Genomic DNA, 12,506 nt, shown 5'->3' with positions numbered 1-12,506 from the left:
GCTCGATGAGTTGGTGGTTGTAGGATACGGTGTGCAGAGGAAAAGTGTGGTAACAGCCGCCATTAGCCGTGTGACGGCTGAAGAGTTGAACACTACCCGTCCGTCACGCGTGGAAGATGCGTTGAAAGGAAAAGTATCCGGAGTGCAGATCACCCAAAGTTCCGGTCAGCCCGGTTCCGACTCCAAAGTTCGTATCCGCGGTGTTGGTACGGTAAACAACAGCAATCCGCTTTACATTGTGGACGGAATGCAGGTCGGAGGAGGTATTGACTACCTGAACCCGATCGATATACAGTCAGTCGAAATACTGAAAGACGCCGCTTCAGCTGCCATTTACGGTACCCGGGGTGCCAATGGTGTTGTATTGGTTACCACAAAGAGTGGTAGTGGTGCAGGCAAGCCGGTAGTGACCTACGATATGACCTATGGATGGCAAAGTCCATGGAAGTTGAAAGAGGTGCTGAATGCTACTGAATATATGGTGCTGATGAACGAGAATAAGATAAATGACGGCAAAGCCCCGATTTATTCCAATGATGCCATCAAGAAAGCTGGACAAGGTACTAACTGGCAGAAAGAAACGTTCAATTACAACGCTCCGGTACAAAATCATCAGGTAAGCGTGAACGGGGGCAATCAACAGGGATCCTATTTCCTTTCTTTCGGTTATTTCAATCAGGACGGTATTGTCGGCGGCAACTACGGTGTGTCGAATTTCGAACGATACAGTGTCCGAACCAATTCCAACTATCAGATATTTGAAACCAAAGATCGTTCTTTCCTCAATAAGGTGCGGGTTGGTGTAAATGTGGGTTATTCGAGAACCAAAAATTCGGGTATCGACCCCAACTCCGAATATGGTTCTATTCTGGGCAGTGCACTGGGATTTGACCCGACGGTGCCGGTTTATGCGCCCGACGATGCTACGGCCAATAAGATTCTTGCAGACCATCCTAACGCCGTTGTCGATAAAAACGGAAGAGTATATTCGATTCCTCCCGGTGGATTTCAGGAGTTGGCAAATCCCGTCGCTTTCCTGGATCGTCCCCGTTCAGAGGTGGGAAATGCAGATAAAATCGTAGGTACTTTCTTCGGAGAAATAGACATTCTACCCTCGCTGAAATTCAGAAGCAGTTATGGTGTCGATTTGGCTTTCTGGGGTAATGACGGATATGAGTTTCCCCATTTTTTGGCCTCACAGGGTAAGGATGTTACGCAAAGCTCTGTATGGAGCGAGATGAACCGCGGTTTCCAATGGCAGATTGAAAACTATTTTACATGGAATCAAAAGTTTGCCGATGTGCATAACGTGACAGCTGTAGTCGGACAGTCGGCAATGAAATATACCCGGCGCCAATTGGGTGGCAGTGATTATGACCTGCTTGAGAGGGATCCTGGCAAAGCGCATATCAACTCTGCCATTGGTGACAGGGACGATGAACGTGTTTACGGAGGCATAGGAGGTATTAATTTTGAATCGCTGGCTTCCTATTTCGGGCGTATCGATTACAATTACGCCGAACGCTATATGGCGCAATTTACGTTGCGCCGCGATGGATCTTCCAGATTCGGACCGCAAAACAAATGGGCACTTTTCCCTGCCGTCTCCTTGGGTTACAATCTGATGAACGAACCGTTTATGGAAGAGGTACGCCCCGATTGGTTCGACGTATTGAAACTACGCTTCTCCTATGGGCGCAACGGTAACGAAAATATCGGTAACCTGCGCTACGCCGCTTTCATTGACAGTGGGCAAAACTACTATTTCGGTGGTGGTTACAATGTGGCAAGCGCTTCGAAATCGGGTACTATGCAGGACGGACAATCGCCTGCGGCGCTTCCCAACCCCTATCTGGGATGGGAAAAATCGGAACAAACCGATATCGGGTTCGATGCATACTTCCTGCGCAACAGGCTGTCTCTCGGCTTCGATTATTTCAAGAAAAGAACCATTGGCATGTTGATGGACGTGCCCATTCCTTCTTATGTGGGACAAGGTGCACCCGTAGGCAATGTGGGAACAATGGATAACAGGGGGATTGAAATAGAACTCGGCTGGAAGCAGACGATCGGCGATTTCAGCTATCGTATCGGCGCCAACGCGTCGTATATGAAAAACAGGTTGGTGAAACTGGGTAACGAATCCGGTGAACAAATCTATGAAAGCCCAGGTGCTTCCGGCGTAGGCGATTTCATTAAAGGGCAAAACGGTGAAGTGTGGCCTTTCTTCTACGGATATAAAACGGATGGCCTTTTCCAGAATCAACAGGAAATCGATGGATATGTAAATAAGGACGGTGAAAAAATGCAACCCAATGCCCGTCCCGGCGATGTTCGTTTTGTGGATTATAACGAAGATGGAATAATTGATGACAAAGACCGGACAAAAATTGGAAAAGGTGCACCCGATTGGACTTTTGGAGCTACATTGGGAGCCGAATACAAAAATTTCGATTTGAACCTCTTCTTCCAGGGAGTAACAGGAAACGACATTTTTGATTTTGCCATACGCGGCGATATCGCTTCGATGAACCGCCCGACATGGGCACTCGAACGCTGGCACGGCGAAGGGACATCCAACAGGATTCCCCGTATGACTGAAACGAATCCCAACGCGAACTGGCGCTCGTCTGACCTGTATATCAAAGACGGCTCTTACCTCCGCCTGAAAACAGCCCAATTGGGTTATACCCTGCCGGCTGAATGGACAAAAAAAGTGTCCGTCGAGAGATTGAAGATGTTTGTGGCCGGTGAAAACCTGTTCACGTTTACGAAATACCAGGGTTACGATCCGGAAATTTCTACCGGAGAATATACACGTATCGGTGTGGACCGGGGGGGCTATCCGCAGGCGAGAAGCATTTCTTTAGGGGTTAACATTTCTTTTTAATGCATTATAAATCAGAGGAAAATGAAAAAATATACATTTTTAATACCGTTACTGATCCTTGTGGGGTTTATCTCGATGACCTCCTGTGGCGATGATTTTTTGACTGCCAGTTCTACTGAAAAGAAATTGGCGGGCGGGGAGGCTACCGAAGATGTTATACTTGCCAACTTAGCATCGGCTTATCAGATATTACTGTTCGACAGTTATGCGAATCAGAATTACAACAGCGTATTACTGATGTCCGACCTGCGTTCGGATGATATTTATAAAGGCGGGGAAAATCCCAGTGACCAACGGCAGTTGTATCTTCTGGCCACGTTTAATTCCAACAGCAGGGAAACATTAGGTGGGCTTTGGAGTATCTATTTCACCGGGCTGGCCCGTACAAACAACGTATTGACTGCCTGTGAAAACGCGGTAGGCGTGAGTGAAACCAGGCTGAATCAATATAGAGCGGAAGGACATTTCCTGCGTGCCTACTACTTGCATCTGCTTTGGAAATTCTGGGGTAATATTCCTTATTTTGAAGAACCGTTGGACAAATCTCCGTTTATGGCAGCACAGCTTGAAGCCGACGAAATCTATCAAAAGATTATGGCTGATCTCGATTTTGCCTGCACCGAAGGATATCTTCCGATGAAAAGCGCGGTGATTGGCAGAGTAAACAGGGCAGCCGCCCTGATGCTGAGGGCCCGTGTGGTCCTTTATCAGAAAGATACCGCCAAATACCCGGAAATAACCAGAGATATGGCGGCGATCATCCAAAGCGGGCAGTATGACCTGTTTGAGGATTTTGACGCCATGTGGCTCGATGAAAATGAATTTTGCAAAGAATCCATTTTCGAAAGTAACCAGTTGCCCGAAGGCAAGACATGGGGCAGCGGATGGCAAGGGTATGGCACCAACCTCCCCGCGTTTATCTCCCCGAACGAATTAAAAGATCCGAACAAAATATTTAAAGGAGGTTGGGGTTTTGCACCGGTACGACCGGAAGCTTATGCCATGTACGAAGCGGGAGATACCCGCCGTGAAGGCTCCATCAACGATTGGACCGGCGTCGAATACAAGCCCCGCTTTCAGGATACCGGCTTATTCATGCGCAAATATGCCGCGCGCGAAGGCTACAATCCTCCTCCGGGAGATCAGGATTTGAACTATGCCAACAACCTGCGTATTTTCCGATATGCCGAAACATTGTTGAACTATGCCGAGTTGGTTGTCATAAGTGGACAGTCGCCCGTGGACGGCGTTACAGCACAGGATTGCTTAGACAAAATCCGTTATCGTGCTTTCGGGGAAGCGGCTTCAATCGCCGCAACTGCCGAAAACATAAAATTGGAGCGCAGGCGCGAATTTTTAGGCGAAGGTATGCGTTTCTGGGATCTGGTGCGCTGGGGTGATGCTGTACAGGTACTTACCGAAGTGAATGAAGGATATAACGCTACACGTACTTTTGCAGAATGGATGAAACATGTTCCGATTCCCCAATCGGAAATTGACAAAACCAAAAATACCCAATTTGAATTGAAGCAAGTTGGTCAATGGAATTAAAAAAATTATAGCGACATGAAAAAAATATATTTAATACTTCCTGTATTGCTCCTGTTTGTTTTGGGAGCGTGCTCGCCCGAAGAGTATGACCGGTTGGACCCTAACGCGATTCCTCTTGTTTCGGGATTGGAAGAAGCTATTGTAATCACGGTGGATCAGGAAACCAATACGGTTACATTTACACTCGATAAGCCCGGCTATAATCCGGTCTGGATTTTTGATGACGGAAAATATGCTGCCGAAAACGGCGTTAAAAAAATATTTCCCAAAGCGGGCGATTATACCGTTGAGATGAAGGCATCCAACCGCAATGGAATAAGCGACGGGTCGGTTACGAAAACATTCCATATCGACAAATCATTGATGGAAGGTTTCGCAGGTTTTGTATACGATTCGGAATACAACATGTGGAAAACTGCAACAGTAAATACTCCGACATTCTATTATGCCCCCGGATGGGTGCAAATTGCGGACCCTGCTTATACGTTGAATGGCTCTGCCTATACGGTTACATTGCCGAGCGCCACAACAGAGACCTGGCAGGCGCAAATGGCGCTGGGAACAAACTTGAGCGCCAATGCCGCAACGCATTATGATTTCTCGGTTATCCTGACCTCTACGAAGGATCATCCCGGTGTGATGGTAAAACTGACGGACGCTTCTAATGACGGTTCTTTCTTCTTCGAACAGAAGATCGTGCTGGAGGCGAACCAACCCACCTGCTTCTGGATGAGTGATATGCCGGGCATCGATATGGCAAGCGTAAAACTTGTGTTCGACTTTGGAGGCAATGTGGCGGATACGGAAATGAGAATGGAGGACGTCGTATTTAAAGATCATGCCAACGACGACGGAACCGTAGTGCCCGACAGGGACGCTTTCGATGAAGGCCGTGACCTTAGTGGTAGCGAATACGCGACAGGTATCGTGGGTAAATGGACCTGGGAACCTTCCGTGCAAGGTCATTTTGGATGTGGACCGAATCCCGATGAACCTACAGGCTGGTGGAGTGCTCCAGCCGAAGATAAAAAAGATTGGGGGTTGTATGACGACACCATGACTTTCGGAGCGGACAAATCCTATCAGTTTAACCCGGGTGAAGGAGGAAAAGTGTATGTCAATAAAGATTGTACTTTCCACTCCGAACTTTATCTCGGTGATGGTCTGGACTATCTGGTTCCGGTAGAACCGCAGACGGCGACATATACTGTTACGGAGGAAGCAGGAGCCTATTATCTGCAATTACCATCCAAAACCCTGTTCTCTTATATGCCTTCGGATCAGGTGTACAACAATCCGAAATACAAGATCACGCGGATGACGACGACCATGATGGAACTCGTATCGCTGGGTGATGGAATTTCGTGGAAATACCGTCTGAAAAAAGTAAATTAACTGCATGAATCCATACCTGAGTAGCAGTTGATAAAACCCGCTACTCAGGTATTTTACTTCAAAAAACAATGAATAGAATGATCGGTTTAATAATAATCCCGTTACTGGTTTTGCTCGGTTGTGGAGAAAACGGCAACGAGCCGGAGCCAAAACCAACCAATGTTACCATTTCGGTTTCACCCGAGACGTTAAATTTGTCCGCTTCGGCAGGCTCCGAAAGTATCAATGTAAATTCAAACGCCGAATGGGGTATTTCATCGGATCAGAGTTGGTGCAAAACTTCGCCCTCGGGAGGAGTTGGGGGAAATACCGTTATAAAGGTTTCGGTAGAAAGCAATACGTCGGAACAGCCACGTACCGCCACCCTTACCTTTACATCGGGAACCTTTTCGAAACAATATACGGTAACCCAAAAAGGACTGGTACAGCTGATTGATATTCCCGATGTCGCGTTCAAGGCTTATTGTATTGCCAATTTCGATACGGATAAGGACGGACAGATCAGTGAACAGGAAGTAAGGTCAATCACAACACTAGATGTGAGTTCCAAAGGCATCGGCTCATTGCAAGGTATCGAAAAATTTGTATCGCTGACATCGCTTGATTGTTCCGGCAATCAATTGCAGGAATTAGATATTCGCAATAATACAAATCTGCAGAATCTGGATTGTACTTCCAATCCGTCTTTGACTAAAATTCTTGTCTGGACAGGTTTTATACCTACCGGTACATTCAAAAAACCTGCTGCTGCCGAATATGTTTATCCTGAAATATCCACACCGCCCGGCTATACTTTAGTCTGGCAGGAAGAATTTAACGAGCCCCGCCTGCCGGAAGGTAAAGCGGTACTGCCCAATACTGCGAAATGGTACTACGAAACTGCCGAACCGGGATGGGTAAACAACGAAAAACAAAAGTATGTCGCCGGTGTTTTTCAAGGAGATACCGTAACTTCCGTTTACGACGGAACATTGAAGATTGTTGCCAGGAAACAGGGAAACGTCGTTATTTCGGGACGTATCAATACCAATGAGAGTTGGACGTATGGCTATTTCGAAGCCCGCCTGAAAGTTCCGGGTGGAAAAGGTACCTGGCCTGCTTTCTGGATGATGCCTAAAAACTTCAATAAATGGCCCGATGACGGCGAGATCGATATTATGGAATATGTGGGTTACGACCCTGACGTGGTCCACTCTTCCATCCATTGCAAGGCCTATTATCATTCAATAGGCACACAAAAAACCGGTACAAAGAAAATAGCAAATGCCGAAACCGAATTTCATATATATGCTCTCGAATGGACAGCCGATTATATCAAGGGGTTTGTGGATGGAGTGGAGTATTTCCGTTTCGACAACGATAAAAAAGGCAACAAAGACACCTGGCCCTTCGACGCACCTTTTCTCTTGAAACTCAACCTCGCCTGGGGAGGCGACTGGGGTGGAGCGCAAGGCATTGACGAAAGTAAATTGCCCGCGATTTATGAAATCGATTATGTAAGGGTATTCCAACGGTAAATACTCAATACTCCATTCTAAACAATGTAAGCAAATGAAAAAATACAGTTATGTTATTTTCTTATTACTTTTGACAACTGCCTGTACCGGAGGTAATAAAAAAGCATCCGGCTTGGGTTTAGACGCGGGTATCGAGAAACGGATCGACAGTATCATGGCACAGATGACCCTTGAGGAGAAAGTAGGGCAGATGGCGCAGTTTACGCTCGATGTGATCGGGAAAGGGGGAAATCTCTATTTCAGCGACGAGCCTTTCGAGATCGACTTTGCTATGCTCGATACAGTGATCGGAAAATATAAGGTGGGTTCCATCCTGAATACGGCCAATAACCGGGCACGTACCACAGAAGTGTGGGAGAAAACGGTACGACTTATACAAGAACGGGCGTTGACAGAAACAGGTATACCGGTGATCTATGGCATCGATGCCATTCACGGAACTACTTATACTGCCGGTGCTACCTTTTTCCCGCAGGGTGTGGGAATGGCTGCCTCCTTTAACACCGACCTGATGAAAGAGGGTTCCCGTATCACGGCTTACGAAACCCGTGCAAGCAATATAGCCTGGACTTTCGCTCCCACGATGGACCTGGGAAGGGATGCCCGTTGGTCGCGCCAGTGGGAGAGTTACGGTGAAGACGCTTATCTCAATGCACGGATGGGTTTGGTTTCTACACTCGGATTTCAGGGTGATGATCGCAACAATGTGGGTAGTCATCATATCGCCGCCTGTGTGAAGCATTATATGGGTTACGGAGTACCTGTCTCAGGTAAAGACCGTACACCGGCTCTCATCTCCGAAAGCGAACTGCGTGAGAAATATTTTGAACCGTTTCGCACTTCTATTGTAGAAGGAGGAGCGCTTTCGCTGATGGTCAATTCGGGCATCATCAACGGCGTATCTACACATGCCGATTACAGGTTGTTGACCGAATGGGTAAAGGAAGATCTTGGTTTCGACGGAGTGATTGTGACCGACTGGGCCGATGTGCAGAACCTGCTGTCACGCGACAGGATCGCCACCGATTATAAAGGAGCCGTGAAAACCGCAATCAATGCCGGCATCGATCTGGTGATGGAACCTTACAATCTGACTTTCTGCCCTACACTGGTGGAACTGGTGGAAGAGGGTGAGGTGCCAATGGAGCGGATCGATGATGCAGTGCGCAGGGTATTGCGGTTGAAATTCCGTCTGGGTCTTTTTGAGCAACCTTACTGGTCGCGCTCCGAATATCCCGACTTCGGGAGCAGAGAGAACGAGGCGGTAGCGAAAGCGGCTGCGGATGAGTCGATCACCCTGTTGAAAAATGAAAACAACATCCTTCCGCTGCCGGTCAATGCCCATATCTTAGTGACAGGTCCTAACGCACATTCTATGCGTACCCTCAATGGGGGTTGGAGCTATTCCTGGCAGGGAGAAAAAACCGAAGAGTTCGCGCAGGGCTACAATACTATTTACGAAGCATTGCAAAATAAATTCGGCGCCGCGAATGTAAGGTATGAACCGGGAGTTACCTATAAGATGGAGGGGCAATATTATGAGGAAAATACCCCTGAGATCGGAAAAGCAGTAACTGCCGCGGCCGGGGTTGATTATATTGTGTTGTGTGTGGGTGAGAACTCCTATTGTGAAACACCGGGTAACCTGGATGAACTGGCCTTGTCGGAAAACCAGATAGCTCTTGCACTGGCGCTCCAAAAGACAGGAAAACCGGTCATACTGGTAATGAATGAAGGACGACCACGTCTGATCCGTAAGATTGAACCCGATTCCAAAGCGATACTTCAACTTTATCTGCCGGGCAATTTCGGAGGAGATGCTTTGGCGGATATTCTCACAGGGGACGTCAACCCGAGCGGAAAGTTGCCTTATACCTACCCCAAATTTGAGCAGGGACTGATCACCTATGATCATAAACCCAGCCAGAATATCGACGGTAAGATGGAGGGCGCTTACGATTACGGAGCACAGACTTCAATGCAGTATCCGTTCGGCTTCGGGTTGAGCTACACCACATTTGAATATACCAATTTAGCAGTGAGCAAGCACGATTTTGTATCGGGCGACCTGCTGACCGTGACCGTAGAGGTGAAGAACAACGGAACAGTGGCCGGTAAGGAAGCTGTACTGCTCTTCAGCAGCGATATGGTGGCCTCCCTTTCTCCCGATGTGCGTCGCCTGCGTGCATTTGAAAAAATATCGCTGAAACCGGGTGAGACCAAAACCGTTACACTTCAACTGGCAGCCGATGACCTTGCCTTTGTGAATGAAAAAGGAGAGTGGACGCTGGAAGCGGGCGAGTTCAAACTACAGGCGGGCGATCAGATCGCTATGATTAATTGTACGAAAACCCGAATTTGGGATATACCCAATAAGTAAAGTAGAGTTCATAGACAGAGAGTAGATAAACCGGTTGCCTGTCCATAAAGGGATGGGGATCGGTTTATTGTTTGAAGGGGACTTTCATGATTTGTGGTATCTCCTTTATTTTCTGAATGAAGTTGATGGAATCGATTGGATTATTTTTTTATTGTGGGGTAGAGAGAATCTAGGGATGATTGGTTATTTTTACAGGAATAAAATCTATATTTGCTTTTAGTGGAAAATGTGAGAAAAACACATTTTTGACATATAAAATGTGATGAGTATGAAATCTGAACCCGGAAACGATCGGCTTTGTATGTATTAGACAATACGGAATTTGTTTCAACTGCGAATATCTTATTCAAATGACCAATAATTGAAAGAATATGAGAAAAGTTCTTTTTTTAGTAGCCATATCTGCTATATTTCTGTTATTTAGCTGTACTTCTCAAGAGAAAAGCTTCAAAGTAAAGTTTGATAGTGCAAAAGAGGTTTCAGGTAAAAAATTTGCCATTAAAGATATTAATCCCGACCTCCCGCTTGATTGGGATAATTTTAACTTTGTAATACTGGAATTCAAAATTACAACTGCTCAGCGTTTTCACGTTGGATTTACTACAGATGAGGGATATAATGAACTCCGTGTGATGAGTTATGTTCCTAATGCCTGGAACAGGCTTGCTATCCCTTTAAGGTTTTTTACCGAACTCCCTGATGCGAGACATGACCTGGCAGCTACGTATAATCAACCACGTTATACCGGCTGGATAAATCTTGGAGGGAAGCGTGGACCTTTGCATGGAGTGGATTCAATTGGAATTCGAATGCGGGTACCTATCGGAAATCCCGAATTTGAGATCAGAAACATTACACTTTCAGTGGAAGATCCCGGAGACCAATATCTCGAAACAATTCCTGCCATTGATGAATTCGGACAATCGAATTTAGTGGATTATGAGGATAAAATAAAATCTTTCGAACAACTTCAGACCGAGTGGAAGGACGAAGAAAATGAGCTGTTTGATGCCAATGCCTATAATTATTCGAAATATGGAGGGTATAAGCAGAAAAAAGTGAATGCTACTGGTTTTTTCAGGACCGGACAAATCGATGGAAAATGGTGGTTTGTTGATCCGGAAGGATATCTTTTCCTGTCAGTAGGAGTAGATTGCGTTCATCCGTCACCCGGTGGACTGGCAAAAGAGGTGGATCAACGTGAAAATATGTTTAAAGAACTTCCTCCGAGAGACTTATTCCCCGCTAATGATTCCTATCCGGATGATTATTCTTTCGGACTTTGGAACCTTTATCGTCGTTACGGTGAGGATTACAGGGATAAAGCCAATGAAATGGTTATCCGGCGAATGGAGAAGTGGGGAATCAACACAATTGCCAATTGGTCGAGTTTTGACATTATGAATATGAATCGTAAGGCCTTTATGACTTCGATGCGTACCGCAGGAGTAGAAGGGAGGCTCATGGGGCTTGCAGATGTGTATGCTTCCGACTTCAACGAAAAATTGGACGAAGCAATGAGAAATTCGGTCGGAAGATACAGGGATAATCCATGGGTGATAGGTTTTTTCGTTGGAAACGAACCCGCATGGATCGGGCATGAAGAACGTGTATGTAATATTATTCTGGATGGAGCAGATTGCCCTGTTAAGACAAAGTTAACAGAATACATATCAACTCACGGAAAATCATCTGAATCCTGTAAACGATTTATCTGGGATACTTTCGAGATATTTATACAAGCTGTAAAAGAAGCGCAAAAGAAATATGCTCCTCATCATCTGAATTTAGGGTATCGTTTCGGCAATCTGGATGAAATAGAGGAAGAGGTGTTACTGATTTGCAGCAAAGCCTTTGATGTGCTCAGTTTTAACAGTTATGCCCTGGAGCCAAGCAAAGAAATGATGGATAGAGCCCTTAGAGTAACAAATCTACCGATGATGATAGGTGAATATCATTTTGGTACGGTTGATAGGGGAATGGCGCAATCACTCTGGCAAGTTGATTCTCAAGAAGAACGGGGTATTGCATATCGTTATTATACAGAACAGGCGTATTCCCACCCTGGTCTGATCGGTACAGCGTATTTCCAATGGGCTGATCAGGATATAACAGGCAGGCGAAACGACGGGGAAAATTACAACTGTGGTTTGATAGATGTTACGGACCGCCCCTATAAATATCAGGTAGAGGCAATGCAGGAAACAGCAAAAGTTCTTTTTGATGTGCATGCAGGGAATAGAGCACCCTATGACAAAAAACCAAAAAGAGCACGTGGACATGAAGCTATCCCGGACTTGTGGGATTAATACCCATTCGAGATGTAGAATTAAGCATATTTTTTGCCTGATAAGTACAAGGTTGAAATTAAAAAATTGAGTAAAACGGAATGAAAACTCACAACTACCTCATTTCCCTGATTCTGATCCTTGTTGCAGGCTGTCAGAATCAAGGCGGACAATCCGCATTATCCTTTATCCGTGTGGACGGGCCTGACCTGATCGCTCCGGATGGGGAGAAATTTTTTATCCGGGGAACGAACCTCGGCAACTGGTTGAACCCGGAAGGGTATATGTTCAATTTTCGGAATACCAACTCGGCAGGCCGTATTAACCAGGCTCTCTGCGAAATGGTTGGCCCTGATTTTACGGCTGAGTTCTGGAAGCAGTTTAAAGATCATTATGTGACGAAAGCCGATATAGAGTTCCTGAAATCAGCCGGAGTGAACTCTTTGAGGGTGCCGTTCCATTATAAGTTGTTTACTGACGAAGAT

The 12,506-nt window shown here is 46.1% G+C and carries 6 protein-coding genes and 1 pseudogene; all 7 read left to right on the top strand.

Going from position 1 to position 12,506, the window contains the following annotated elements:
- Positions 1-2,890: TonB-dependent receptor (locus Q0502_RS07770; RefSeq protein ID WP_298649277.1), on the top strand; the 2,890-nt coding region annotated here is incomplete at its 5' end.
- A 21-nt stretch (positions 2,891-2,911) separates the two neighbouring features.
- Entirely contained in the window at positions 2,912-4,441 is a 1,530-nt protein-coding gene (locus tag Q0502_RS07765) for a RagB/SusD family nutrient uptake outer membrane protein (protein ID WP_298649274.1), read from the top strand.
- Positions 4,442-4,456: 15 nt separating this feature from the next.
- Positions 4,457-5,836, top strand: coding sequence for a PKD domain-containing protein (locus tag Q0502_RS07760; protein ID WP_298649272.1), 1,380 nt, complete (start codon positions 4,457-4,459; stop codon positions 5,834-5,836).
- Positions 5,837-5,913: 77 nt separating this feature from the next.
- The gene (locus tag Q0502_RS07755) at positions 5,914-7,353 is read left to right on the top strand and encodes a family 16 glycosylhydrolase (RefSeq protein WP_298649270.1); all 1,440 of its coding nucleotides are present in this window, start codon (positions 5,914-5,916) and stop codon (positions 7,351-7,353) included.
- A 34-nt stretch (positions 7,354-7,387) separates the two neighbouring features.
- On the top strand, positions 7,388-9,733 hold the full coding sequence (locus Q0502_RS07750; RefSeq protein WP_298649268.1) for a glycoside hydrolase family 3 N-terminal domain-containing protein: 2,346 nt from the start codon (positions 7,388-7,390) through the stop codon (positions 9,731-9,733).
- Positions 9,734-10,104: 371 nt separating this feature from the next.
- Positions 10,105-12,042 (top strand): hypothetical protein, encoded by a 1,938-nt coding sequence (locus tag Q0502_RS07745; RefSeq protein WP_298649265.1) that lies wholly within the window; start codon positions 10,105-10,107, stop codon positions 12,040-12,042.
- Between the two features lie 80 nt (positions 12,043-12,122).
- Positions 12,123-12,506, top strand: a pseudogene (locus tag Q0502_RS07740) (glycoside hydrolase family 5 protein); the annotation flags it as partial.

It is taken from the genome of uncultured Proteiniphilum sp. (genome assembly GCF_937873925.1).
Lineage (GTDB): Bacteria > Bacteroidota > Bacteroidia > Bacteroidales > Dysgonomonadaceae > Proteiniphilum.
This window is presented reverse-complemented; position numbering and strand designations above follow the sequence as displayed.

Coding starts and splice junctions, on each gene's coding strand:
- Q0502_RS07745 (WP_298649265.1), top strand. CDS start 10,105: ATGAGAAAAGTTCTTTTTTTAGTAGCCATATCTGCTATATTTCTGTTA.
- Q0502_RS07760 (WP_298649272.1), top strand. CDS start 4,457: ATGAAAAAAATATATTTAATACTTCCTGTATTGCTCCTGTTTGTTTTG.
- Q0502_RS07765 (WP_298649274.1), top strand. CDS start 2,912: ATGAAAAAATATACATTTTTAATACCGTTACTGATCCTTGTGGGGTTT.
- Q0502_RS07755 (WP_298649270.1), top strand. CDS start 5,914: ATGATCGGTTTAATAATAATCCCGTTACTGGTTTTGCTCGGTTGTGGA.
- Q0502_RS07750 (WP_298649268.1), top strand. CDS start 7,388: ATGAAAAAATACAGTTATGTTATTTTCTTATTACTTTTGACAACTGCC.